This window comes from Streptomyces sp. NPDC056361 (assembly GCF_042262805.1).
Classification (GTDB): domain Bacteria; phylum Actinomycetota; class Actinomycetes; order Streptomycetales; family Streptomycetaceae; genus Streptomyces.
This window is the reverse complement of sequence record NZ_JBHJQI010000092.1, coordinates 1-23,187: the sequence shown is the minus strand read 5'-3', so window position 1 is coordinate 23,187 and position 23,187 is coordinate 1. Positions and strand designations below refer to the sequence as shown.

23 protein-coding genes are annotated in these 23,187 nt (G+C 71.3%); 14 read left to right on the top strand and 9 right to left on the bottom strand.

What is annotated here, in order from left to right; genetic code table 11:
• Window positions 1-109: 109 nt before the first annotated feature.
• The 5 genes from ACFCY7_RS26460 (at window position 110) to ACFCY7_RS26440 (ending at window position 7,094) form a co-directional block, all read left to right on the top strand.
• Entirely contained in the window at window positions 110-778 is a 669-nt protein-coding gene (locus tag ACFCY7_RS26460; RefSeq protein WP_376488549.1) for a spermidine synthase, read from the top strand.
• An 85-nt stretch (window positions 779-863) separates the two neighbouring features.
• Window positions 864-1,601 (top strand): response regulator transcription factor, encoded by a 738-nt coding sequence (locus ACFCY7_RS26455; protein ID WP_017236227.1) that lies wholly within the window; start codon window positions 864-866, stop codon window positions 1,599-1,601.
• A gap of 26 nt (window positions 1,602-1,627) precedes the next feature.
• Window positions 1,628-2,719: an ATP-binding protein gene (locus ACFCY7_RS26450; protein ID WP_376488548.1), complete on the top strand. Its 1,092-nt coding sequence runs from the start codon at window positions 1,628-1,630 to the stop codon at window positions 2,717-2,719.
• Window positions 2,720-3,029: 310 nt separating this feature from the next.
• Window positions 3,030-6,806: a multifunctional oxoglutarate decarboxylase/oxoglutarate dehydrogenase thiamine pyrophosphate-binding subunit/dihydrolipoyllysine-residue succinyltransferase subunit gene (locus ACFCY7_RS26445; RefSeq protein ID WP_376488547.1), complete on the top strand. Its 3,777-nt coding sequence runs from the start codon at window positions 3,030-3,032 to the stop codon at window positions 6,804-6,806.
• A 102-nt stretch (window positions 6,807-6,908) separates the two neighbouring features.
• A complete protein-coding gene (locus ACFCY7_RS26440; RefSeq protein WP_024761804.1) occupies window positions 6,909-7,094 on the top strand; it encodes a DUF6104 family protein in 186 nt (61 codons plus the stop codon).
• A gap of 21 nt (window positions 7,095-7,115) precedes the next feature.
• On the opposite strand, the gene ACFCY7_RS26435 is transcribed toward ACFCY7_RS26440, so the two are convergent.
• The gene (locus tag ACFCY7_RS26435) at window positions 7,116-7,967 is read right to left on the bottom strand and encodes a hypothetical protein (RefSeq protein ID WP_376488546.1); all 852 of its coding nucleotides are present in this window, start codon (window positions 7,965-7,967) and stop codon (window positions 7,116-7,118) included.
• Window positions 7,968-8,116: 149 nt separating this feature from the next.
• On the opposite strand from ACFCY7_RS26435, the gene ACFCY7_RS26430 reads away from it, so the two are divergent.
• Both ACFCY7_RS26430 and ACFCY7_RS26425 read left to right on the top strand, forming a co-directional pair.
• A complete protein-coding gene (locus ACFCY7_RS26430; protein WP_376488545.1) occupies window positions 8,117-8,992 on the top strand; it encodes a DUF4097 domain-containing protein in 876 nt (291 codons plus the stop codon).
• Between the two features lies 1 nt (window position 8,993).
• Window positions 8,994-9,893, top strand: a complete 900-nt coding sequence (locus ACFCY7_RS26425; RefSeq protein ID WP_376488544.1) for a helix-turn-helix transcriptional regulator — start codon at window positions 8,994-8,996, stop codon at window positions 9,891-9,893.
• 69 nt (window positions 9,894-9,962) lie between these two features.
• On the opposite strand, the gene ACFCY7_RS26420 is transcribed toward ACFCY7_RS26425, so the two are convergent.
• The 3 genes from ACFCY7_RS26420 to ACFCY7_RS26410 form a co-directional block, all read right to left on the bottom strand.
• On the bottom strand, window positions 9,963-11,354 hold the full coding sequence (locus ACFCY7_RS26420; RefSeq protein ID WP_376488558.1) for a cellulase family glycosylhydrolase: 1,392 nt from the start codon (window positions 11,352-11,354) through the stop codon (window positions 9,963-9,965).
• Window positions 11,355-11,435: 81 nt separating this feature from the next.
• Window positions 11,436-12,401, bottom strand: a complete 966-nt coding sequence (locus ACFCY7_RS26415; RefSeq protein ID WP_367827474.1) for a zinc-binding dehydrogenase — start codon at window positions 12,399-12,401, stop codon at window positions 11,436-11,438.
• A gap of 166 nt (window positions 12,402-12,567) precedes the next feature.
• The gene (locus ACFCY7_RS26410; protein WP_376488543.1) at window positions 12,568-13,779 is read right to left on the bottom strand and encodes an NADP-dependent malic enzyme; all 1,212 of its coding nucleotides are present in this window, start codon (window positions 13,777-13,779) and stop codon (window positions 12,568-12,570) included.
• A gap of 536 nt (window positions 13,780-14,315) precedes the next feature.
• Between ACFCY7_RS26410 and ACFCY7_RS26405 the strand changes: the two genes are divergently transcribed.
• From ACFCY7_RS26405 to ACFCY7_RS26395, 3 genes are read left to right on the top strand one after another with little or no spacing between them, the layout of a single operon-like run.
• The gene (locus ACFCY7_RS26405) at window positions 14,316-15,293 is read left to right on the top strand and encodes an ABC transporter substrate-binding protein (protein WP_376488542.1); all 978 of its coding nucleotides are present in this window, start codon (window positions 14,316-14,318) and stop codon (window positions 15,291-15,293) included.
• A gap of 29 nt (window positions 15,294-15,322) precedes the next feature.
• Window positions 15,323-16,279, top strand: a complete 957-nt coding sequence (locus tag ACFCY7_RS26400) for an amino acid ABC transporter permease (protein WP_376488541.1) — start codon at window positions 15,323-15,325, stop codon at window positions 16,277-16,279.
• The gene (locus ACFCY7_RS26395; protein ID WP_367827477.1) at window positions 16,276-17,037 is read left to right on the top strand and encodes an amino acid ABC transporter ATP-binding protein; all 762 of its coding nucleotides are present in this window, start codon (window positions 16,276-16,278) and stop codon (window positions 17,035-17,037) included. The genes ACFCY7_RS26400 and ACFCY7_RS26395 overlap by 4 nt, the downstream gene beginning before the upstream one ends.
• Window positions 17,038-17,110: 73 nt before the next feature.
• Here the strand turns inward: ACFCY7_RS26395 and ACFCY7_RS26390 are convergent, their stop codons facing one another.
• Entirely contained in the window at window positions 17,111-17,860 is a 750-nt protein-coding gene (locus ACFCY7_RS26390; protein WP_376488540.1) for a class I SAM-dependent methyltransferase, read from the bottom strand.
• A gap of 97 nt (window positions 17,861-17,957) precedes the next feature.
• On the opposite strand from ACFCY7_RS26390, the gene ACFCY7_RS26385 reads away from it, so the two are divergent.
• A complete protein-coding gene (locus ACFCY7_RS26385; protein WP_376488539.1) occupies window positions 17,958-18,587 on the top strand; it encodes a CGNR zinc finger domain-containing protein in 630 nt (209 codons plus the stop codon).
• Here ACFCY7_RS26385 and sodX read toward each other — a convergent pair.
• Window positions 18,491-18,925: a nickel-type superoxide dismutase maturation protease gene (gene sodX / locus ACFCY7_RS26380; RefSeq protein WP_376488538.1), complete on the bottom strand. Its 435-nt coding sequence runs from the start codon at window positions 18,923-18,925 to the stop codon at window positions 18,491-18,493. The two genes, ACFCY7_RS26385 and sodX, sit on opposite strands and share 97 nt — an antisense overlap.
• A gap of 162 nt (window positions 18,926-19,087) precedes the next feature.
• On the opposite strand from sodX, the gene sodN reads away from it, so the two are divergent.
• Window positions 19,088-19,483, top strand: coding sequence for a superoxide dismutase, Ni (gene sodN, locus ACFCY7_RS26375; RefSeq protein WP_017236240.1), 396 nt, complete (start codon window positions 19,088-19,090; stop codon window positions 19,481-19,483).
• A 64-nt stretch (window positions 19,484-19,547) separates the two neighbouring features.
• Here sodN and ACFCY7_RS26370 read toward each other — a convergent pair whose 3' ends face one another.
• Window positions 19,548-20,132, bottom strand: a complete 585-nt coding sequence (locus ACFCY7_RS26370) for an RBBP9/YdeN family alpha/beta hydrolase (protein WP_376488537.1) — start codon at window positions 20,130-20,132, stop codon at window positions 19,548-19,550.
• 81 nt (window positions 20,133-20,213) lie between these two features.
• Here ACFCY7_RS26370 and ACFCY7_RS26365 point away from each other — a divergent pair, with 81 nt between their 5' ends.
• Entirely contained in the window at window positions 20,214-20,852 is a 639-nt protein-coding gene (locus ACFCY7_RS26365; RefSeq protein WP_376488536.1) for a TetR-like C-terminal domain-containing protein, read from the top strand.
• On the opposite strand, the gene ACFCY7_RS26360 is transcribed toward ACFCY7_RS26365, so the two are convergent.
• Together ACFCY7_RS26360 and ACFCY7_RS26355 are read right to left on the bottom strand one after the other, a co-directional pair.
• Window positions 20,849-21,337, bottom strand: a complete 489-nt coding sequence (locus ACFCY7_RS26360) for a GNAT family N-acetyltransferase (RefSeq protein WP_376488535.1) — start codon at window positions 21,335-21,337, stop codon at window positions 20,849-20,851. The two genes, ACFCY7_RS26365 and ACFCY7_RS26360, sit on opposite strands and share 4 nt — an antisense overlap.
• Entirely contained in the window at window positions 21,334-22,302 is a 969-nt protein-coding gene (locus tag ACFCY7_RS26355; protein WP_376488534.1) for a LysR substrate-binding domain-containing protein, read from the bottom strand. The genes ACFCY7_RS26360 and ACFCY7_RS26355 overlap by 4 nt, the downstream gene beginning before the upstream one ends.
• A gap of 185 nt (window positions 22,303-22,487) precedes the next feature.
• On the opposite strand from ACFCY7_RS26355, the gene snpA reads away from it, so the two are divergent.
• A complete protein-coding gene (gene snpA / locus ACFCY7_RS26350; protein ID WP_376488533.1) occupies window positions 22,488-23,138 on the top strand; it encodes a snapalysin in 651 nt (216 codons plus the stop codon).
• The last annotated feature ends 49 nt before the right edge of the window (window positions 23,139-23,187 follow it).

Here is a 23,187-nt window from a genome sequence, read left to right as displayed (position 1 = left end):
CTCCACGAGTCCGCTCCGTGACGCCTCGACTCCGAAACGTGTTTGTCCCGGCCTCCCCGCCCCGCGAGGATGGCCGGGACAGACTGCCGAGACGAGAGCGGATACGACGATGTCCTCCCCCTTGACCCTCGACCGCCGCGAAGGACCGTACGGAGAGGTCGTGCTGCGCCGCCGCGCGGAGCACTTCGAGATCATCGCCAACGGCACCTTCCTCATGGACACCTCCGACGGCCGCTCCGAGCGGCTCCTGATCGACGCGGCCCTGGCCGCCCTCCCCGCCGGCTCGCGCTCCGGCGCCACCGTCCTCGTCGGCGGCCTCGGCGTCGGCTTCTCGCTCGCCCACGCCGCCGCCGACCCCCGCTGGGGGCGCATCGTCGTCGCCGAGCGCGAGGAGGCGATCATCGACTGGCACCGGCAGGGCCCGCTCGCCGCCGTCTCCGGGGCCGCGCTCGCCGATCCGAGGACCGTGATCCTGCACACGGACCTGATGGACTACCTCCGTTCCTCGACCGACATGTACGACGCCCTCTGCCTGGACATCGACAACGGCCCCGACTGGACGGTCACCGAGGACAACGAATCCCTTTACTCGGCTGAGGGATTGGCGGCCTGCGCAGCCCGCCTGAAACCCGGCGGGGTGCTCGCCGTGTGGTCCGCACGGCCCTCCGCCGATTTCGAAGAGTCGTTGCGGAATGCCGGATTCAGCGGGGTACGGACGGAAGAGATCCCGGTTGCCCGGGGCGTCCCCGACGCGGTCCACCTCGCCGTACGTCCCTGACGGCGCCCGGACCGCTCCTGGATAGCCGGGACGCCGCCGGTACCTCTAGGCTGCTGAGCCGACATCGGCGACGCGAGGCGGGGCAATGGAGCAGACACACACCACTCACCACGGTGCGGCGGCCACTCCGGGGGCCCAGCGGCGCGTCCTGGTGGTCGAGGACGACGCCACGATCGTCGAGGCGATCTCCGCGCGGCTGCGTGCCGAGGGCTTCCTCGTGCAGACCGCGACGGACGGTCCCGCGGCCGTCGACGCGGCCGAGGCCTGGCAGCCCGACCTGATGGTCCTCGACGTCATGCTGCCCGGCTTCGACGGCCTGGAGGTGTGCCGCCGGGTCCAGGCGCAGCGCCCCGTCCCGGTCCTCATGCTGACCGCCCGTGACGACGAGACCGACATGCTGGTCGGCCTCGGCGTCGGCGCGGACGACTACATGACCAAGCCGTTCTCGATGCGCGAGCTGGCCGCCCGGGTGCACGTGCTGCTGCGCCGGGTGGAGCGGGCCGCGCTGGCGGCGGTGACCCCGCGCAGCGGCATCCTGCGCCTGGGCGAGCTGGAGATCGACCACGCGCAGCGCCGGGTCCGGGTGCGCGCGGAGGACGTGCACCTGACCCCGACCGAGTTCGACCTGCTGGTCTGCCTGGCGGGCACCCCGCGGGCGGTGCTCTCCCGCGAGCAGCTCCTGGCCGAGGTGTGGGACTGGGCGGACGCCTCGGGCACCCGGACCGTGGACAGCCACATCAAGGCGCTCCGCCGGAAGATCGGAGCCGAGCGGATCCGCACGGTCCACGGAGTGGGTTACGCGCTGGAGACCCCGGCGCCGTGAGCCGGCCGGGGCCGGGGAGGCCGCACGTGGGACAGGGAACGCACCGGCCGAGACGGCCCCGCCGGATCGTGATCTCGATCAAGACGAAGCTGGGCGCCCTGGTCGTCGGGGCGGTCCTGCTGACCTCCGGCCTCGCCCTGGTGGCGATCCGCACGTCCACGGAGTTCCGGTACATCACGGTCTTCGCGATGATCGCGACCCTGCTGATCACCCAGTTCGTGGCGCAGTCCCTCACGGCCCCCCTCGACGAGATGACGACGGTGGCGGGGTCGATCTCGCGCGGCGACTTCAGCCGCCGGGTGCGGGGCGCGGACCGGCGGGACGAGCTGGGCGACCTGGCGTCGACGATCAACCGCATGGCGGACGACCTGGAGGCCGTCGACCGGCACCGCAAGGAGCTGGTGGCCAATGTCTCGCACGAGCTCAGGACCCCGATCGCCGCGCTCAGGGCGGTGCTGGAGAACGTGGTGGACGGGGTCTCCGAGGCCGATCCGGAGACCATGCGGTCGGCCCTGAAGCAGACCGAGCGGCTCGGCCGGCTCGTCGAGACGCTTCTGGACCTGTCGCGTCTTGACAACGGTGTCGTGGCGCTGCGGGCGAGCCGTTTCGAGGTCTGGCCCTATCTGTCGGGGGTGCTGCGGGAGGCGAACCTCGCCGCCTCCCAGCGCGGCCTGTCCTCCACGTCGGGGCTGCACAACCGCACGGACGTGCACCTGCACCTGGACGTGTCGCCGCCCGAGCTGGTCGCGCGCGCGGACGCGGAGCGGCTGCACCAGGTGATGGCGAACCTGATCGACAACGCGGTGAAGCACTCGCCGCCGCACGGCCGGGTCACGGTCCGGGCCCGGCGCGGCCCGTATCCGGACTCGCTGGAGCTGGAGGTCGAGGACGAGGGCCCCGGCATCCCGGAGTCGGAGCGGCACAAGGTCTTCGAGCGGTTCAACCGCGGCTCGGCGCCGCACCGGCCCGGTCCGGGCAGCGACGGCGGCACGGGTCTGGGCCTGGCGATCGCGCGCTGGGCGGTGGATCTCCACGGCGGCGGGATCGGTGTGGCCGAATCGTCACGTGGGTGCCGCATCAGAGTCACTCTTCCGGGCAGCCTTCGCCCGAGAGATTGACGTAGGGTTCGAACCGGAAGCGCATGTTCTGCGTGTACATGGACGGGACCTGCTTGTACGTGAGCGGGACCTGCGCCTACGTGAGCGTGCGCGATCAGGGATGCGGCCGAAGGGGGCCGTGCCCGCGCTTTTCCGTACCCTCACACCGACGGAACCATGGTTGTTTCCCGCCATTCACGGCCCCGAAACACCCCGTCGAGTGTGACTTGCGCGACGTTGGACTGCCCGGCCTGCACCTCTCGGCCGGACAGGCGTAGCCTTTATTTCCGCTGTCCATCACCTTGCGAAGCGGAAGAGGGCGGTTGCCGCCGTGTCGTCTCAGTCCCCCAGTACCCCGAGCTCCCCGGCCGACCAAGACGGGCCGGGCGTGAGCCCCGCAGCCGCCTTCGGTGCCAACGAGTGGCTCGTCGACGAGATCTACCAGCAGTACCTCCAGGACCCGAATTCGGTCGATCGTGCCTGGTGGGACTTCTTCGCCGACTACAAGCCCGGCGCATCGGAGACCCCGGCCGCCACCACTCCGAGCGCGTCCGCCGCGCCGCAGGCGAGCCCCGCACAGGCCGCGCCTTCGGCTCCCGCGGTCGTCCCGGCCCCCGCGCCCGCCCCGGTCGCGGCCCCTGCTCCGGTGAAGCCTGCCGCGGCCCCCGCGCCGGCCGTCGCGAAGCCCGCCGCCGCCGCTCCGGCGCCGGCCAAGGCCGCCCCGGCCGCCGAGGCCCCCGCGGGCCCGGAGCTGATCACGCTGCGCGGCCCCGCCGCCGCGGTCGCGAAGAACATGAACGCCTCCCTCGAGGTGCCGACGGCCACGTCCGTCCGCGCCGTCCCGGTGAAGCTGCTCTTCGACAACCGGATCGTGATCAACAACCACCTGAAGCGCGCCCGGGGCGGGAAGATCTCCTTCACGCACCTGATCGGCTACGCGATGGTGCAGGCGATCAAGGCCATGCCGTCGATGAACTACTCCTTCGCGGAGAAGGACGGCAAGCCGACCCTGGTCAAGCCGGAGCACGTGAACTTCGGTCTCGCGATCGACCTGGTGAAGCCCAACGGCGACCGCCAGCTCGTCGTCGCGGGCATCAAGAAGGCCGAGACGCTCAACTTCTTCGAGTTCTGGCAGGCGTACGAGGACATCGTCAAGCGGGCCCGCGTGGGCAAGCTGTCGATGGACGACTTCACCGGCGTCACGGTCTCCCTGACCAACCCCGGCGGCCTCGGCACCGTCCACTCCGTGCCGCGCCTGATGCCCGGGCAGTCGGTCATCATGGGCGTCGGCTCGATGGACTACCCGGCCGAGTTCCAGGGCACCTCCCAGGACACCCTGAACAAGCTGGGCATCTCCAAGGTCATGACCCTGACCTCGACGTACGACCACCGGGTCATCCAGGGCGCCGCCTCCGGCGAGTTCCTGCGCGTCGTCGCCAACTACCTCCTCGGCGAGGAGGGCTTCTACGACGACATCTTCAAGGCCCTGCGCATCCCCTACGAGCCGGTCCGCTGGCTCAAGGACATCGACGCGTCGCACGACGACGACGTCACCAAGGCCGCGCGGGTCTTCGAGCTGATCCACTCCTACCGGGTCCGCGGCCACGTCATGGCCGACACCGACCCGCTGGAGTACAAGCAGCGCAAGCACCCCGACCTGGACATCACCGAGCACGGCCTCACCCTGTGGGACCTGGAGCGCGAGTTCGCGGTCGGCGGCTTCGCCGGCAAGTCGATGATGAAGCTCCGCGACATCCTCGGCGTGCTGCGCGACTCGTACTGCCGCACCACCGGCGTCGAGTTCATGCACATCCAGGACCCGAAGCAGCGCAAGTGGATCCAGGACCGCGTCGAGCGCCCGCACTCCCGCGTGGAGCGCGAGGAGCAGCTGCGGATCCTGCGCCGGCTGAACGCGGCGGAGGCCTTCGAGACCTTCCTGCAGACGAAGTACGTCGGCCAGAAGCGCTTCTCCCTGGAGGGCGGCGAGTCCGTCATCCCGCTGCTCGACGCGGTCATCGACTCGGCCGCCGAGTCGCGCCTCGACGAGGTCGTCATCGGCATGGCCCACCGCGGCCGCCTGAACGTCCTCGCGAACATCGTGGGCAAGTCGTACGCGCAGATCTTCCGCGAGTTCGAGGGCAACCTCGACCCGAAGTCGATGCACGGCTCCGGCGACGTCAAGTACCACCTGGGCGCCGAGGGCACCTTCGTGGGTCTCGACGGCGAGGAGATCAAGGTCTCCCTGGCCGCCAACCCCTCCCACCTGGAGGCGGTCGACCCGGTCCTGGAAGGCATCGTCCGCGCCAAGCAGGACGTCATCAACAAGGGCGGCACGGACTTCACCGTCCTGCCCGTCGCCCTGCACGGCGACGCGGCCTTCGCCGGCCAGGGCGTCGTCGCCGAGACGCTGAACATGTCGCAGCTGCGGGGCTACCGCACCGGCGGCACGGTCCACATCGTCATCAACAACCAGGTCGGCTTCACCGCCGCCCCGGAGTCGTCGCGCTCCTCGATGTACGCGACCGACGTGGCCCGCATGATCGAGGCGCCGATCTTCCACGTGAACGGCGACGACCCGGAGGCCGTGGTCCGCGTCGCGCGGCTCGCCTTCGAGTTCCGCCAGACGTTCAACAAGGACGTCGTGATCGACCTCATCTGCTACCGCCGCCGCGGTCACAACGAGGGCGACAACCCGCAGTTCACCAACCCGCAGATGTACAACCTGATCGACAAGAAGCGCTCGGTGCGCAAGCTGTACACCGAGTCGCTCATCGGTCGCGGCGACATCACCCTCGAAGAGGCGGAGCAGGCGCTCCAGGACTTCCAGGGCCAGCTGGAGAAGGTGTTCGCGGAGGTCCGCGAGGCCACCAACGCCCCGGCGTCGACGACGGTCCCGGACGCCAAGGCCGCCTTCCCGGTCGGCGTCACCACCGCGGTCTCCCAGGAGGTCGTGAAGCGGATCGCCGAGTCGCAGGTCAGCATCCCGGAGCGGATCACGGTCCACCCGCGTCTGCTGCCGCAGATGCAGCGCCGTGCCGCCTCCATCGACGACGGCACCATCGACTGGGGCTTCGGCGAGACCCTCGCCATCGGCTCGCTGCTGATGGAGGGCACCCCGGTCCGGCTGTCCGGCCAGGACTCCCGCCGCGGCACCTTCGGCCAGCGCCACGCGGTCCTGGTGGACCAGGAGACCGGCGAGGACTACACCCCGCTGCTCTACCTGACCGAGGAGCAGGCCCACTACAACGTCTACGACTCGCTGCTCAGCGAGTACGCGGCGATGGGCTTCGAGTACGGCTACTCCCTGGAGCGCCCGGACGCCCTGGTCATCTGGGAGGCCCAGTTCGGCGACTTCGTCAACGGCGCGCAGACCGTCGTCGACGAGTTCATCTCCTCGGCCGAGCAGAAGTGGGGCCAGACCTCCGGCGTCACGCTGCTCCTGCCGCACGGCTACGAGGGCCAGGGCCCGGACCACTCGTCCGCGCGCCCGGAGCGCTTCCTCCAGATGTGCGCCCAGGACAACATGACGGTCGCCATGCCGACGCTGCCGTCGAACTACTTCCACCTGCTGCGCTGGCAGGTCCACAACCCGCACCACAAGCCGCTCATCGTCTTCACCCCGAAGTCGATGCTGCGTCTGAAGGCCGCGGCGTCCACGGTGGAGGAGTTCACCACCGGCGGCTTCCGCCCGGTGATCGGCGACACGACGGTCGACCCGGCCGGCGTCCGCAAGGTCGTCTTCTGCGCCGGCAAGGTCTACTACGACCTGGAGGCCGAGCGTCAGAAGCGCGGTGACACGGAGACCGCGATCATCCGTCTGGAGCGCCTGTACCCGCTGCCGGGTGCCGAGCTCCAGGCCGAGATCGCCAAGTACCCGAACGCCGCGAAGTACATCTGGGCGCAGGAGGAGCCGGCGAACCAGGGTGCGTGGCCGTTCATCGCGCTCAACCTGATCGACCACCTGGACCTGGCGGTCGGTGCGGACATCCCGGCGGGCGAGCGCCTGCGCCGGATCTCGCGTCCGCACTCCTCCTCCCCGGCGGTCGGCTCGGCCAAGCGCCACCAGGCGGAGCAGCAGCAGCTGGTCAACGAGGTCTTCGAGGCCTGATCGACCACGCCGTGCGCGTACGGACTCCGTGCGCGCACGGAAGGAGGCCCGGCACCCCAGGTGGGTGCCGGGCCTCCGGCGTGCGCGGCCTATCCTGGGCGCATGTACTTCACCGACCGTGGCATCGAGGAACTGGAGAAGCGGCGCGGCGAGGAGGAGGTCACCTTCGAGTGGCTCGCCGAGCAGCTGCGGACCTTCGTCGACCTCAACCCCGACTTCGAGGTGCCGGTCGAGCGCCTCGCGACCTGGCTGGCGCGTCTGGACGACGACGAGGACGACGACGAGTAGGAGCCGCGCCCGGCGGCGGGGTCACTCCCGCGGCCGTTCGCAGGCGAGCCCGAGCACCCCGTGGGCGACGAGCAGCGCCCCGGCCGTCGCCCAGCCGCCGCTGCGCCGGCCGATGCCCCAGGCGAGCAGCGGCACCCCGGCGGCCAGCTGCACCCCGCTCAGGGCGCGCGCCAGGGGGCCGCGCGCGTACCGGCCGAGGGGCCCCTCCACCACCGCGTCGAGTTCGGCGCGCACGGCGTCGCCTCCCCAGGTCTTCAGCTTCGTGAGGGCGGGGGCGATCCCGTCGCCGGGCCCTTCGAGCTGCTCGGCGCCCTGGGCCAGGGCGACGGAGCGGAGCCGGTCGGCGTGCTCGCCGGGCGTGAGGCCGGTCGGCAGGGCGAGACCGGCGCGGGCGAGGACGGCGACGACGCCGACGAGCCGGCTGTGGGCGTCGGCTTCCGGGTCGGGCCCGGTGAGCGGTTCCAGGGCCTGGACGTCCAGGACGGGGTCGAGGGAGAGCCGGGCGGCGAAGGTCCGCATGGCCTCGTCCTCGCCGACGGGGGTGCCGTCCGCGAGCCAGGTGTAGCCGACGGTCCGGCGGAAGCCGGCGGCGAGCGTGAGTCCGGCCCTTTCGCGGTCCCACCACAGCGCGACGACGGGCCAGGTGGCGGCGGAGACCGCGAGCGCGGTGGCCCAGCCGGTGACGACCTGTTCGACCGGCTCCCCGCCGTGCAGCCAGGGCTTCCCCTCCGGTACGAGCACGCTCCAGCCGGTGCCCGCGGGGGCGAGGAGGAGCTGCTCCCTGAGGAGGCCGGCAGGCGGGCGGACCGCCGGGGGGTCGGCACGGCAGAGCAGCAGCGCCCCGACGGGGTTCGGTCCGGATGTCGCGTTCATGGGCCCTACGCTAGGCCAATTTGTCCGCGTACGAAGGTAATTGCCCCCACCCTGTCAGGGGAGAGTCAGGGTTGACTTCCCTTCACCGCGATATATCGTGTCTATCGAGAGACGCGATATGTTGCGTTGCCGAACGGGAGGTCAGCACCATGACAGAGTGGTCCGTCACCGAGCCGGTGAAACTCGCGCCGGCCGGCCCCGTCACCCGCCTGCAGGTCCGCATCGTCAACGGCGCGGTGAACGTGGTGGGGACCGACGAGAGTTCCGTCCGGGTGGAGATCTCCGAGATCGAGGGCCCGCCCCTGATCGTGTCGCAGGACGGCTCCACCCTGACCGTGAGCTACGAGGACCTGCAGTGGAAGAGCATCCTCAAGTGGCTCGACCGCAAGGAGTTCAAGCGCCGGGCCGTCGTCTCCGTCGCCGTCCCCGCGGGCGTCGACGTCGAGGTGGGGGTCGTCGGCGCCGAGGCCGTCGTCTCCGGCGTCAGCGGGCGTACGGAGGTCCGGGGTGTCACGGGCGACACGACCCTCCTCGGGCTTTCGGGCCCGGTCCGCGCCGAGAGCGTCTCGGGCAACCTGGCCGCGCAGTCGGTGACGGGCGCCCTGCGGGTCAACTCGGTGACCGGGGACGTCACGGTGATCGAGGGCTCGGGCGCCTCGGTGAAGGCCGACACGGTCAGCGGCGACATGGTCGTCGACCTCGACCCGGCCGAGCTCGACGGACCGCCCGCGGACATCCGGCTCACCAGCGTCTCCGGCGAGGTCGCCATCCGACTGCCGCACCCGGCGGACGCCCGGGTCGAGGCGAGCACCACCAGCGGCTCCGTGTCGAACGCCTTCGAGGACCTTCGCGTGGGCGGCATGTGGGGCGCCAAGTCCATCACCGGCACCCTGGGCGCCGGCCGGGGCACGCTCAAGGCGACCACCGTCTCCGGCTCCATCGCCCTGCTCCGCCGCCCCGAGGCGGACGAGGACGCCGCCGCCCTCCCGCCCGCCGCCCCCTCCGCGACCGGAAAGGTGCTCTGACATGCCCCCCGTCTTCGCCCACGGCCGTCTGCGCCTCTATCTGCTCAAGCTGCTCGACGAGGCCCCGCGCCACGGCTACGAGGTGATCCGCCTCCTGGAGGAGCGCTTCCAGGGGCTCTACGCGCCGTCGGCCGGCACGGTCTACCCGCGGCTCGCCAAGCTGGAGGCCGAGGGCCTCGTCACCCACGCCAGCGAGGGCGGCCGGAAGGTCTACTCGATCACCGACGCGGGCCGCGCCGAGCTGGCCGGGCGCGACGCCGAGCTGGAGGACCTGGAGCGGGAGATCCGCGAGTCGGTCTCGGAGCTGGCGGCGGAGATCCGGGACGACGTGCGCGGCGCGGCCGGCCGGGTGCGCAGCGAGATGCGCGCGGAGGCGGGGCGGACCCGGGCTGCGGAGTTCTCCGCCTTCGCCGACGCCAAGGAGGAGCTGCGCCGGGTCGGGCAGGAGTGGAAGGAGCAGGCCCGCGAGGCCCGCGCCGAGGCCAAATCCGCGCGCCGCCAGGCGAAGGAGTTCCAGCGGATCGCCCAGCAGGTGCAGGAGGAGGTCCAGGACCACTTCTCGCGCGGCGACTGGCCCAAGGGGGTCTGGGAGGGGATCTCGGACATCACGGCCCAGCTCGGCGGCCTGGTCGCGGGCACGACCCACCCGAAGGCCGCCGACCGGGAGCCGCCGTTCGCGGAGGCCCCGGCCGCCGACGCTCCGGAGTGGGCCCGGGAGACCGAGCCGTCCGGCGACCCGGCCCGGGACCTCGACCGGCTGCTCGACCGCTTCCGCGACGAGATCCGTGACGCCGCCCGCGACCACGGGGTGACCCAGGAGCAGCTGACCGAGACCCGCCACCACCTCTCGACGGCCGCGATCCGCATCACCGGCCTGCTGCACCCGCGCTCGGAAGCCTGACGCTTGTGGCGGGGCGGGGCGGGGCGGGTGCGGACCGCGCCGGGCCGGACCGGACCGGACCGCGCCGGGTCAGCCTCGGGTGGCCGTGACCGTGACCCGGGCGCCGGGAGCCGCCAGGACCCAGGCCCTGCTGGGGGACTTGCGGAGGACGACCGCGGCGCCGCGGGCCTTCAGCCGCCAGGTGCCGGGCGGGAGGGAGAGCTCGGTGACGCGGGAGCCGCGCCGGCCGGAGTCGTACGACAGGCGGTACACCCCGGCCGCCGGGTCGTAGGCGCTGGAGCGGACGGTGCCGGCGACGGCCTCGGCGTACGGCTCGGCGGTGAGCTCCTTGTTCGTGCGGAAGGCCCCCGTGCCGTCCACCGCGCAGTAGCCGCCGCCGTAGCACCACTCCCAGCCCGCCCAGCCGGAGCTGTAGCGGCCGAGCGAGGCCATGGCCTCCCGGTAGAAGCGGTTCATGTTCGGCCGGGAGTTGTCGAGCGGTCCCCACTCGCCCACCATGACGGGGACCTTGTACTCCTTGGGGTACTGGACGACGGCCTGCTCGTAGTTCTCGATCCAGCCGGCGGCCGGGTCGTAGTCGCCGCCCGCCTCCATGGCGCCGTTGTAGAAGTGCGGGGCGTAGACGACCTTCGGGTCGTCGATCCGGCCGAGCCCGGTGGGCACGCCCTCGCCCACGATGGGGGTCGGCTCGACGAAGACCCAGTTGTCGCGGTCGACGGCGCGGACCGCGTCCGCGATCCGGTTGTACATGGGGGTCAGCTGGTCCCGCTCGATCCGGCGGGCCGCCGTCGCCAGGTCCTCGCCCTCGCGGAGCTCGCCCATCGGCTCGTTGATCAGGTCGTAGCCGAGCACGGCCGGGTGGTCCTCGAAGCGGTCGGCGAGCACCCGCCACATGCGGGCCTGGGCCTGCCGCAGGTCCTCGTCCTCGTACAGGTGGGTGAAGGCCCGCTGCACGGCGGGCTCGAAGTACTCGGAGAACCAGTCGTCCGGGTGCGGGGTGAAGGGCAGGCCATCGGTCCTGGTCGCCCAGGCGGGGATGCCCCGGTGACCGAAGGCGGGTCCGAAGACGTCCTGGTGGGCGTCGAGGACGACCTTGACGTCGTAGCGCGCGGCCCAGTCCAGGACGCGCTCGATCTTCCGGAGGTACGTCTGGCTGTACTGGCCGGGGCGGGGCTCCAGGTCGTCCCAGAAGACGAGCAGGCGGGCGAAGTCGAAGCCCTTGGCCCGCATGTCGCGGAAGTGCTTCTCGGTGACGGCAGAGAGGGCGGCGTCGCCGCTGTGCGCCTTGTCGCCGACGTTCCAACCGCGCAGGGTGAGGACGCGGCCGTGCGCGTCGGTGAGGGCGGGTATGCCCGTCGCCGCCGGAGCGGCCGGGACCGCCGGGGCGACCGGATCCGCGTGGGCGGCCGTCGGGGCGAGCAGCGCGGCGACGGCGACGGCCGCGGCGAGGGTGGTTCGCAACAAGGGGACCTCCGGCACGACAAGGTGAGTGATGTTCACGTTTCGCGTGCCGGAGATCTCATCAGGTGTACTGACGCGTCATCAAGAGGTCGTCAGCACGATCTTTCCGAAGAGTTCGCCGGAGGCCATCCGCTCGAAGCCCTCCCGCGCCCGGTCCAGCGGCAGCACGTCGTCGATGAGCGGCCGGACGCCCGTCGCCGAGCAGAACGACAGCAGGTCCTCCAGCTCGTCCTTGGAGCCCATCGTCGAACCGACGACCTTCAGCTCCAGGAAGAAGATCCGGGTCAGCTCCGCGTGGGCGGGCCGGTCGCCGCTCGTGGCACCCGAGATGACGAGCGTGCCGCCCGGCCGCAGCGACTTCACCGAGTGCGACCAGGTGGCGGCGCCGACGGTCTCGATGACCGCGTCCACCCGCTGCGGAAGCCGCGCGCCCGGCTCGTACGCCTCGACGGCCCCGAGTTCGACGGCCCGCTTCCGCTTCGCCTCGTCACGGCTGGTGGCGTAGACCCGCAGGCCAGCCGCCTTCCCGAGGGCGATCGCCGCCGTGGCGACCCCGCCGCCCGCGCCCTGGACGAGGACCGAGTCCCCGGGCCGCACCCCGGCGTTGGTGAAGAGCATGCGGTAGGCGGTCAGCCAGGCCGTGGGCAGGCAGGCGGCCTCCTCGAAGGACAGCTCCTTCGGCTTGGGCAGCACGTTCCAGCGGGGCACGGTCACCCGCTCGGCGAACGTCCCCTGGTACCGCTCGGTGAGGATGGACCGCGGCTCGTCCGGCCCCACTCCGTGACCGGTCTGACCGATCACGGAGTGCAGGACGACCTCGTTCCCGTCCTCGTCGATGCCCGCGGCATCGCAGCCGAGGATCATCGGAAGCCTTCCCTCGGGCAGCCCCACCCCACGCAACGACCACAGGTCGTGGTGGTTCAGCGAGGCCGCCTTCACGGTCACGGTGGTCCATCCCGGCCGCACCTCGGGTTCGGGGCGTTCCCCCAACTCAAGGCCGTTCAGCGGCTGGTCACGGTCGATTCGGGCAGCGTAGGCAGCGAACATGGCCCCGACCCTAGGGTCCGACGGGTGCATGGCGGAACCACACACCCGTGTGACACACCCCCCAGTCGCTCCGCCCGGTCGCCCCGCCCGGTCGCTCCGCCCACGTGAAGGGGCCCCGTCCCGCGCGGTGCGGAACGGGGCCCCTTCAGGGCGCTCAGGAGCGAGCTCAGCGGCGCGCGACGCCCTCGGCGCGGGCGGCGGCGGCGACCGCGGCGGCGACGGCCGGGGCGACCCGCTCGTCGAACGGCGACGGGATGACGCAGTCGGCGGCGAGCTGGTCGCCGACGACGTCCGCGATGGCGTTCGCGGCGGCGATCTTCATGCCCTCGGTGATCCGGGAGGCCCGGACCTGGAGCGCGCCGGCGAAGATGCCGGGGAACGCGAGGACGTTGTTGATCTGGTTCGGGTAGTCCGAACGGCCGGTCGCCACGACGGCCGCGTACTTGTGCGCGACGTCGGGGTGGACCTCGGGGTTCGGGTTGGCCATGGCGAACACGAAGGCGTTCGGGGCCATGGAGGCGACGGCCTCCTCGGGGACCGTGCCGCCGGAGACGCCGATGAAGACGTCGGCGCCGGCGAGGGCGGCCTCCAGGGAGCCGCTCAGGCCCGCCTTGTTGGTGAGCTCGGCGATCTCGCGCTTGACGTCGGTGAGGTCCTCGCGGTCCCGGCTGACGACGCCCTTGCGGTCGGCGACCGCCACGTCGCCGAGGCCGGCCTCCAGCAGGAACTTGGCGATGGCCACGCCGGCCGCGCCCGCGCCGGAGATGACGCCGCGGAGGTCGCCGAGGGTCCGGCCGGTCAGCTTCGCCGCGTTGCGCAGGGCCGCGAGCGTGACGATCGCGGTGCCGTGCTGGTCGTCGTGGAAGACCGGGATGTCGAGGCGCTCCTGGAGCTTGCGCTCGATCTCGAAGCACCGCGGGGCCGAGATGTCCTCCAGGTTGACGCCGCCGAAGGACGGGGCCAGCCGGACGACGGTCTCGACGATCTCGTCGGTGTCGGTGGTGGCGAGGGCGATCGGGACCGCGTCCACGCCGCCGAACTGCTTGAAGAGGATGGCCTTCCCCTCCATGACCGGGAGGGAGGCCTCCGGGCCGATGTCACCGAGACCGAGAACGGCCGTGCCGTCGGTCACGACCGCGACGACCTGCGACTTCCAGGTGTAGTCGTTGACCAGCTCGGGCTGCTCGGCGATCGCGGTGCACACCTTCGCGACGCCGGGCGTGTAAGCGAGGGACAGGTCGTCCTTGTCCCGGAGGGGCACGGTGGCCTGCACGGCCATCTTGCCGCCCCGGTGGAGCGCGAAGACAGGGTCGAAGAGCTCTTCGGGAGTTTCTTCGGTGCCGCTGTCATTGCGAGGATTGACGATCTCCGCTGCCATTGGGTTGACCCCTTAAGTCTGTTTCATTTGAGGGTGGCCGCTCCTGGTTGAGGAGGGGTGGGGAGGCACCGCGGCCGCCTTGTCGGGCAGCCGCTCGGGCGCGCCGCACAACGCGCCCTGAGCCCCGGATGAGGGGTGTAAGGATCCTTCTTACCGGACAGACGGCACCGCAGACGAGTCCATAACCTCTCGGTGACGCGACTCATACCGAGAGCATCCGGACACGGACAGGGAACGACACGTCACCCGATGTCCCCATAGGTGCACACCCCACCCGAATGGTCGAGTTGCGCTCGTCCGAATGGCGAGATGAACCGGAGATTTTCCGGAGAAGGGGAAGGGATTCCGCAGATGGTCCGGCCTTGATGTACCGGCCTGTCGCGATTCGGGGGTCACCCGTTACCCGATTTTGACATCACTGGCCGTCGGTTTGAGGCGGTCCGAATGGCAAGATGCCGTAATCACACGAGGTCGCGGCACTCGAAGACGCGTACGCGACCTACTGGCAACTCCCTCAACGCCGGAGGAACCCGACCATGACCGCACGCTCCACGCGCTGTACGACCGTCGCCAAGACCCGCACGTCCCGTCTTGCCGCGGTCGCCGCCATCGCGGTCGCGGGCTCCATGCTGCTGACCGCCTGCGGCGACCAGACCGAGGGCGGCTCGACGCCCGAGGGCGGGACGAAGACCAGCGCGGCCTCCACGGCCCCGCTCTTCGCCAAGCTGCCTGCGGACATCCAGAAGGCCGGCGTCATCAAGGTCGGCACGGACGCCACCTACGCCCCGATGGAGTTCAAGCAGGGCACGACGATCGTGGGCGTCGACCCCGACATCGCCGCGGCGCTCTCCAAGCAGCTCGGCGTGAAGTTCCAGTTCGAGAGCGGCACGTTCGACACGCTGCTCACGGCCCTGCCGACCGGGCGCACCGACATCGTCATGTCGTCGATGACCGACACCAAGGCCCGCCAGGAGGGCCTGGACGACAAGGGCCAGAAGACCGGCACCGGCGTCGACTTCGTCGACTACTTCACCGCCTCCACCGGCATCCTGGTGAAGAAGGGCAACCCCGAGAACATCAAGTCGCTCGACGACCTGTGCGGCAAGAAGCTCGCGGTCCAGCGCGGCACCACGTACGAGCAGGCCGCCAAGGACCAGGCCGAGAAGTGCAAGAAGGACGGCAAGCCCGCCCTCACCTTCGAGTCCTTCCCGACCGACGCCGAGGCCCAGACCCGCGTCAAGGCGGGCGGCGCCGTCGCCGACCTGAACGACTCCCCGGTCGCCGCGTACATCGCGCAGACCGCGGGTGGCGGCAACGACTTCGAGGCCATCGCGAACAAGACGGACGCCGGCCTCTTCGGCATCGCCGTCGACAAGAAGAACACCCAGCTCCGCGACGCGCTGAAGGAAGCCCTGGACGCTGCCATCAAGGACGGCTCCTACAAGGCCGCCCTCGACAAGTGGAACGCCGGTGACGGCGCCATCCCCGCGGCCAAGATCAACGGCGGCTCCTGACTTCCCGGCACCACTGAAGGGCAGTCGTTGTGACTGACAAGTTCGACAAAGACAAGGTCGACAAGGTTCCCGCCGGGGCGTCCCCCGCCCCGACGGCGATCCCGCCGGAGGCCATCAGGGCCATTCCGGTCCGCCACTACGGTCGCTGGGTCGCCGGTGTCGTCGTGGCGGCACTGCTGGTGCTGCTCGTCGTGGCGTTCTCCCAGGGCGACGTCCGCTGGGCGACCGTCCCCGAGAAGCTGTTCGACCCCAGCATCCTCGAGGGCCTGGGGAACACGGTCCTGATCAGCGTCGCCTCGATGGCGCTGGGTCTGGTGCTCGGCGTGGTCTTCGCCGTCATGCGCCTGTCCAAGAACCCGGTGACGAGCACCGTCGCCTGGCTCTACATCTGGATCTTCCGCGGCACCCCGGTCTACGTGCAGCTGCTGATCTGGTTCAACCTCGCCCTGATCTTCCCGATCTTCAACATCGGGTTCTACAAGGACGAGATGACCGATGTCATGACCCCCTTCCTGGCCGCCCTGCTGGGTCTCGGCCTCAACGAGGGCGCGTACATGGCGGAGATCGTCCGGGCCGGCATCCAGTCGGTCGACGAGGGCCAGACGGAGGCGTCGCACGCGCTGGGCATGAGCCAGGCGAAGACGATGCGTCGCGTGGTGCTCCCCCAGTCGATGCGGGTGATCATCCCGCCGACGGGCAACGAGTTCATCAACATGCTGAAGACCTCGTCCCTGGTCGTGGCCGTGCAGTATCCCGACCTGCTGCGGGCCGCCCAGGACATCGCCTCGACCTCGTTCGCGGTGATGGAGATGTTCTTCGTCGCCTCGATCTGGTACCTGATCCTGACCTCGGTGTTCAGCGTCGGGCAGTTCTACCTGGAGAGGCACTACGCCCGCGGGTCGCTGCGCTCCCTGCCGCCCACCCCGTGGCAGAAGATCAAGGCGAACCTCTCCCGATTCTCCAACCGTGAGGCGGTGACCCGATGACCGCCATGGTGAAGGCCGAGGGCGTCCACAAGTCGTACGGCGCCGCGCACATCCTCAAGGGCATCGACCTGGAGGTGCAGAACGGCGAGGTGTTCTGCCTGATCGGCCCGTCCGGTTCCGGCAAGTCGACCTTCCTCCGGTGCATCAACCACCTGGAGCAGATCAACGCCGGCCGCCTGTACGTCGACGGCCAGCTGGTGGGCTACCGCCAGAAGGGCGACAAGCTCTACGAGCTGAAGGACTCCGAGATCGCCGCCCAGCGCCGCGACATCGGCATGGTCTTCCAGCGCTTCAACCTCTTCCCGCACATGACGGCCCTGGCCAACGTCATGGAGGCGCCCATCCAGGTCAAGGGCGAGACCAAGGCGGTGGCGCGCGAGCGCGCCGAGCGCCTGCTCGACCGGGTCGGCCTGGGCGACAAGGCGGGGAACTACCCCTCGCAGCTGTCCGGCGGCCAGCAGCAGCGTGTCGCCATCGCCCGCGCGCTGGCGATGGAGCCGAAGCTGATGCTCTTCGACGAGCCCACGTCGGCGCTCGACCCGGAGCTCGTCGGCGACGTCCTCGACGTCATGCGGGACCTGGCCGAGTCGGGCATGACGATGGTCGTCGTCACGCACGAGATGGGCTTCGCCCGTGAGGTCGGCGACTCGCTGGTCTTCATGGACGGCGGCGTCGTGGTCGAGTCGGGCAACCCGCGGGACGTCCTGACCAACCCCCAGCACGACCGGACGAAGGCGTTCCTGTCCAAGGTGCTGTAAGGCATGCGCGAAGGGGCGGTACGGGGTGACCCGTACCGCCCCTTCGCCGTGTCCGCCGGATTCCCTCGCGCGGCTACTTCACGGCGAGGAGCAGGGTGTCCGAGGGCGAGGCCCAGACCGGGCGCGCCTCGCCGAAGCCGGCGGCGCGGAGGGTGTCGGCGTGCCAGCGGGCGGAGGGCGTGTCGCCGTCGGCGTGCTCGCCGTAGATCTCGAAGCGGCGGGCGGTGGGTCCGGCGAGGGCCGGGTCCGCGGCGGCGGTGGCCCACCACTCGGCCCAGTCCAGGGCCCCGGCGGCCTTGGCCCGGTCCATGGCGGCGTGGCGGTGGGCGCGCTCGGCGGCGTTGATCCGCGGGGTGGTCTCGTCGATCATGTGGTCGGCGTTGAGGAACACGCCGCCGTCCCGGACGAGACCGGCGAGCTGCCCGTAGAGGGCCGTCAGGGGCTCGCTGTGGAGCCAGTGGAGCGCGGTGGCGGTGAGGACGGCGTCGTACGTGTCGTGGGGCAGCTCAGCGGTCCAGGCGGGGTCCTTGAGGTCGGCGGCCACGAGGGTGACGCGCGGGTCGCCGGCGAAGTGCCCTTCGGCGATGGCCAGGAGGGCCGGGTCGAGATCCACTCCAGTACTGGTGGAATCGGGGAACCTCCGGAGGAGCCGATCCGTGATACTTCCCGTACCGCAGGCGAGGTCGAGCACGCGGGGCTTCGGTCCCACGACCGCTTCGACCATGTCGAGCATCACGCGGAACCGCTCCTCGCGGTCCGGCATGTACCACTCCTGCTGACGGTCCCAGCTCCGCTGCCAGGCCGCCCAGTCGGTTCCGGTCATCGCCGTACCCTCCCCGCTCCTTCGTAATACCCTCGAAGGGGACATAGCCATTACCCCTCACGACCGAGACCCTAGCCCGCCGGAGTAAGGACTACAAGTGGAACTGGCCTATTACTCGGACTATGCCGTGCGTCTGGTCAACACCGAGGAGCCGGCCCGCAACAAGGACACCCTGACCTCCGTGGAGGTCATCCGGGAGCTCTTCGGCCCGGCCACCCAGATGGCCCGGCGGGTCACCGACCCCGACGTCAGCCGGTTCCGGTCGGTACGCGCCCGGCTGCGGGCGGTCTTCGCCGCGGCCGACGAGGGCGACCACACGGGCGCCGTCGACCTGCTGAACTCGCTCCTCCTGGAGTTCCCCGTCAGCCCCCAGATCTCCGGCCACGACCTCCTCGACGACGACGGCCGCCCCCGCTGGCACATGCACCTCGCCGACCACCCGTCGAACCCCACCGCGGGCTACGCGGCCATCGCGGCGATGGGCCTCGCCTTCCACCTGACCGAGTTCGGCGCCGACCGGCTCGGCCTCTGCCAGGCGCCGCCCTGCCGCAACGCCTACCTCGACACCTCCACCAACCGCTCCCGCCGCTACTGCTCGGACCGCTGCGCGACCCGCGCCAACGTCGCCGCCTACCGGGCCCGCAAGCGCCTGGAGGCCGAACGGACCGACCACACGGGCCTGACCGCCGAGACGAGCCAGGAGAGCGTCACCGCGGCCGACCGCTGACGCCCCGGCGTCACCGGCCGGTACCGCGCCCGCACCCGCCCGAGGACCAGCTCGGGCGGCACGGCCCCGAACACCCGGCTGTCCCCCTCGGCGGCCGGGTTGTCCCCCAGCACCCACCAGCCGCCGTCACGTCGCTCGATCAGCCGCTTCACGATGAGCAGATCCTGCTGGAGCGGATGCCGCAGCACCGCCACGCACCCGGGCTTCAACCGCCCGCCGTAGTGCACGAACAGCCGGTCGCCGTGGAGCAGCGCCGGCACCATCGACACCCCCGTCACCTCGGCGATCCCGAACGGCGGCCCGGCCTCCGCCACCTGCTCCCGCCCCGACTCCCTCATCCGGCACCTCCCGATCCGCCCGCGCGTCCGCTCGTCCACTCGTACACGAGTCCCGTGGTGACCCTGGACTTTTGACCTAAGCCCCAGGGGGCGCCCGCGAAAACGCCCTTCTCACCGAGTAATGTCCCACCTGAGAAGACGATCACGAGGAAGGACGGCTCAATGCTCTCCCGCCTGTTTGCCCCCAAGGTGACGGTCAGCGCCCACTGCGACCTCCCCTGCGGCGTGTACGACCCCGCCCAGGCCCGCATCGAGGCCGAGTCGGTCAAGGCTGTTCAGGAGAAGTACCAGGCGAACGAGGACGCGCACTTCCGCGCCCGCGCCACGGTCATCAAGGAGCAGCGCGCGGAGCTCGCCAAGCACCACGTCTCGGTGCTCTGGAGCGACTACTTCAAGGCCCCGCACTTCGAGAAGTACCCCGAGCTCAACCAGCTGGTCAACGACACCCTGAAGGCCCTCTCGGCCGCCAAGGCGTCCACCGACCCCAAGACCGGCGAGAAGGCCCTCGAGCTCATCGCCGAGATCGACCGCATCTTCTGGGAGACGAAGAAGGCCTGACCTTCTTCTTCCCCGATACGCCAAGGGGCCCGGCCGTCACGGCCGGGCCCCTTGGCGTGTGCGGTCAGGCGGGGAGGAGGTCGGTGACGAGGCGGAGGGCTTCGGGGAGGCGGGGGAGGGTGGTGTCGGGGCCGGGGAAGTGGCCGCCTTCGGCGGGGACGGTGGCGGTGGCGCCGAGTTCGGTCACGAACTTCATGACGTGGTCGGCGGTCGCGGGGCCGGTGACGGGGTCGTCCGCGGCGTGGAGGACGCGGAAGGAGGTGGCGGCGCGGCGGATGCGGGGCCAGTCGAAGCCGGGGTCGAAGAAGGGGGCGAGGGCGTCGTAGCCGACTTCGCCGGCCATGGAGGCGACGAGGACGACGCCGGCGTACGGGCCTTCGGCCTCGACGTCGTGCTGGGCGAGGAGCCGCAGGATGTTGACGCCGCCGAGGCTGTGGCCGACGAGGACGGTGTCGGGGGCGGGTGCGTCCGCGGCCTCGGCCTCGGCGGACAGGGTCTTCAGCCAGGCGTCGGCCTGGGGGGCGTGCGCGTCGGGCAGTTGGGGGACGCGCACCTCGTGGCCGGCGGCGGCCAGTTCGTCCTGCAGGTACGGGTACCAGTGGTCCGTGCTGGTCATGCCGAGTCCGTGCGACACGATGATCGTGCTCATGGTGTTCCCCCTCGTAGAAGCATTAATCGAAACGCTGCGTCGCGTTTCGATTTGAAGCTACCACACTGCTACGGTGCTCGGGTGTCCGCAGAGAAACCCCCCGCCCGCCGCGCCTCCGCCCCCCGCACCGGAGGTCGCGTGCGCAGCCAGGACGCGCACGACGCCGTGCTCGCCGCCGCCGCCGAACTCCTGGAGGAGGTCGGCTACCAGGGCATCACGATGGAGGGCGTGGCCAGGCGCGCCGATGTCGCGAAGAGCACCGTCTACCGCTGGTGGAAGTCGCGGCCGACGCTCGTCATGGACGCGTACCGGCAGACCATCGAGCAGCGCATGCCCGTGCCGGACGAGGGCGGCGTCAGGGAGGACCTGACGGCGTTCGTCACCGCCCTCTACGGGGTGTCGGAGCATCCGCTGAGGGTGCGGGCGCTGCGGGGGCTCATGGCCGAGGCCCAGCTCGACCCCGCCTTCGAGGAGGTCTTCCGGCAGTGGGTGGAGACCCGCCGCGCCGTGGTCAAGGAGCTGCTGGCCCGCGGCCTCGACCGCGGCGAAGTGCCCGCCGGCGCGGACCTGGAGCTCGCCGCCGATCAGGTCTTCGGCACGTTCTGGTACCGCCTGCTCGTCGGCCACGCACCACTCGACCCGGCCGAGGCCGCCCACCACGCCGACCGCGTCCTGGACGGCCTGACCGGCAGGACACCCCCCGGGTCGGGTCCGGCCTAGGCCGGGTCCGCGGGGAGGCTGTAGCGGCGCTTCTCCTTGGAGGTGGCGCCGAGGCGGTCGTAGAAGCGGATGGCGCCTTCGTTCCAGACGGGGGTCTGCCACTGGATCTCGGTGAGGCCGAGGGCGCGGGCCTCGGCCGTGACGGCGGCGGCGAGGAGGGGGCCGAGGCCGTGGCCGCGGGAGGCCTCGGTGAGGTAGAGGCAGTCCATGTGGAGGTACTCGGCGCCGTCCCAGGTGGAGAGTTCGGGGGCGCAGGTGGCGTAGCCGGCGAGGGTGCCGTCGGGGAGGACGGCGACGAGGCAGCGGAGGCGGGGCGGTTCGGTGCCGAAGAGGAGCCGGGCGAGGCGTTCGGCGAGGCCGGGCGCCGGGGCGGCCGCCTTCTCGTACGCGGCGTGCTCGGCGATCAGCTCCACGATCCGGGGCAGTTCCTCGGGGCGCGCGTGCCGTACGGCTGCCGGGACGGGGCCGTCCTCGCGTTCGTTCATACGGTCATCATGCACGGCCCCACGGACAGTCCCGCGGCCGTCCCCTGGTCGCGGAGCCACTCGCGGTAGGGGGCCGCGCGCAGGGCGACCTCGCGGTAGGCGGAGGCGAGTTCCGCGTAGAGGAGGTCGAGGGGGGCGTCGGGGCGCGCGTAGAGGAGGAGGCGGACGGCGAGGGGGTCGCCGCGGAGGGGGCGGATGGCCATGTCCTCGCGCGGGACGGAGGTGGGCTGACAGGGGGCGACGGCCTCGCCGATGACGATGAGCGAGGCGGCCGTGTGGTAGTCGCCGTGCAGCAGGGGCGGGTCGATGCCGGCGGCGCCGAGGACCCGGCGGAGGCCGTCCCATTCGCCGTCGACGGTCGGGTCGACCATCCAGTGGTCGTCGGCGAGGTCGGCGAGGTCGACGACGGGCCGGTCGGCGGCCGGGTGGTCGCGGGCCATGGAGATGAACTGCGGTTCGCGGGCGACGAGGATCCTGCCGTCGAGGCCGTCGGGGACCCGTAAGGGGCAGCCCTCCACCTCGTGGACGAACGCGACGTCGAGCTGGCCGGCGGCGACCGCCCGCAGCAGCGCGCCGGCGGAGACGTCCATCCGGAGTCCGACGTCGGTGCCGGGCAGTCGCTGGCGCAGCCGGCGCAGCCAGCCGGGGAGCGCCCGGCTGGCGGTGGAGCCGACGCGGAGTCCCGGCCCGCCGGTGCGGGCGGCCGCGGCCCGGGTCTCGGTGACGAGCGCGGCCATGTCCGCGACGAGGGGGCGGGCCCTGCTGAGCAGGGTGCGGCCGAGGGGGGTGGGGCGGCAGCCGGTGCGGCCGCGGGAGAAGAGTTCGGCGCCCAGGGAGTTCTCGATCCGGCGCAGTTGGGTGGTCAGCGAGGGCTGGCTCATGCCGAGTTGCCGCGCGGCCTTGTGCAGGCTGCCCGTGTCCGCGATGGCGCACAGCGCGCGCAGGTGTCTCACCTCCAGCTCCATGTGCCGAGGGTAGGGCGGCGGCCGGGAGTCGCACCAGACATCCGGAACCACTCAATCTCCTTGCATTCCAAGGCAGTTGTGGCTTCGCGCAGGGGTGATGCGGTGGGGCTATCGGGAGTTGGCATCATCCCCGCGCGCCCCGGCTGCCCCGAGACTCTCTCCGACCCCAACAGGAGGAGCCCCCCATGCGACACCCCAAGGTCCTCACCTCCCTGCTGACCGCCACCCTCGGCGTCGGCCTCGCCGCCTCCCTCGGTACGGCCCCGGCGGCCGCCACGGCGCCGGCCGTGACCGCCGGCGCCGCCACCGCGGCGTACGCCGGTTCGGCCGAGGAGGCCAAGGCCAACCAGGCCTTCTTCGACGCCGTCGTGAAGTCGGTGGCGAAGAAGCGGGCCGCCGCCCCGGGCGCGACCGCCGTCACCGTCGTCTACAGCGCCGCCAACGCGCCGAGCTTCCGCACGCAGATATCCCGCTCGGCGCAGATCTGGAACAGCTCGGTGGCGAACGTCCGGCTGGTCGAGGGCAGCAACCCGGACTTCCGGTACTACGAGGGCAACGACTCCCGCGGCTCGTACGCCAGCACCGACGGCCACGGCGGCGGTTACATCTTCCTCGACTACCGGCAGAACCAGCAGTACAACTCCACCCGGGTGACCGCCCACGAGACCGGGCACGTGCTGGGCCTGCCGGACCACTACAGCGGCCCGTGCAGCGAGCTGATGTCGGGTGGCGGGCCCGGCACGTCGTGCCAGAACGCGACGCCGAACGCCCAGGAGCGGTCCCGCGTCGACCAGTTGTGGCGCTACGGCCTCGCTTCCGCGTTCAAGACCTCCTGAACCGGCCGGTCCTGAACGTCGGACGGCGGCGCCCCGCGAGGGGGCGCCC

Bases quoted from the DNA above. Each gene is read 5' to 3' on its own strand.
- ACFCY7_RS26460 (WP_376488549.1), top strand. From the start codon at position 110: ATGTCCTCCCCCTTGACCCTCGACCGCCGCGAAGGACCGTACGGAGAG.
- ACFCY7_RS26455 (WP_017236227.1), top strand. From the start codon at position 864: ATGGAGCAGACACACACCACTCACCACGGTGCGGCGGCCACTCCGGGG.
- ACFCY7_RS26440 (WP_024761804.1), top strand. From the start codon at position 6,909: ATGTACTTCACCGACCGTGGCATCGAGGAACTGGAGAAGCGGCGCGGC.
- ACFCY7_RS26435 (WP_376488546.1), bottom strand. From the start codon at position 7,967: ATGAACGCGACATCCGGACCGAACCCCGTCGGGGCGCTGCTGCTCTGC.
- ACFCY7_RS26430 (WP_376488545.1), top strand. From the start codon at position 8,117: ATGACAGAGTGGTCCGTCACCGAGCCGGTGAAACTCGCGCCGGCCGGC.
- ACFCY7_RS26425 (WP_376488544.1), top strand. From the start codon at position 8,994: ATGCCCCCCGTCTTCGCCCACGGCCGTCTGCGCCTCTATCTGCTCAAG.
- ACFCY7_RS26415 (WP_367827474.1), bottom strand. From the start codon at position 12,401: ATGTTCGCTGCCTACGCTGCCCGAATCGACCGTGACCAGCCGCTGAAC.
- ACFCY7_RS26410 (WP_376488543.1), bottom strand. From the start codon at position 13,779: ATGGCAGCGGAGATCGTCAATCCTCGCAATGACAGCGGCACCGAAGAA.
- ACFCY7_RS26405 (WP_376488542.1), top strand. From the start codon at position 14,316: ATGACCGCACGCTCCACGCGCTGTACGACCGTCGCCAAGACCCGCACG.
- ACFCY7_RS26395 (WP_367827477.1), top strand. From the start codon at position 16,276: ATGACCGCCATGGTGAAGGCCGAGGGCGTCCACAAGTCGTACGGCGCC.
- ACFCY7_RS26390 (WP_376488540.1), bottom strand. From the start codon at position 17,860: ATGACCGGAACCGACTGGGCGGCCTGGCAGCGGAGCTGGGACCGTCAG.
- sodX (WP_376488538.1), bottom strand. From the start codon at position 18,925: ATGAGGGAGTCGGGGCGGGAGCAGGTGGCGGAGGCCGGGCCGCCGTTC.
- sodN (WP_017236240.1), top strand. From the start codon at position 19,088: ATGCTCTCCCGCCTGTTTGCCCCCAAGGTGACGGTCAGCGCCCACTGC.
- ACFCY7_RS26370 (WP_376488537.1), bottom strand. From the start codon at position 20,132: ATGAGCACGATCATCGTGTCGCACGGACTCGGCATGACCAGCACGGAC.
- ACFCY7_RS26360 (WP_376488535.1), bottom strand. From the start codon at position 21,337: ATGAACGAACGCGAGGACGGCCCCGTCCCGGCAGCCGTACGGCACGCG.
- ACFCY7_RS26355 (WP_376488534.1), bottom strand. From the start codon at position 22,302: ATGGAGCTGGAGGTGAGACACCTGCGCGCGCTGTGCGCCATCGCGGAC.
- snpA (WP_376488533.1), top strand. From the start codon at position 22,488: ATGCGACACCCCAAGGTCCTCACCTCCCTGCTGACCGCCACCCTCGGC.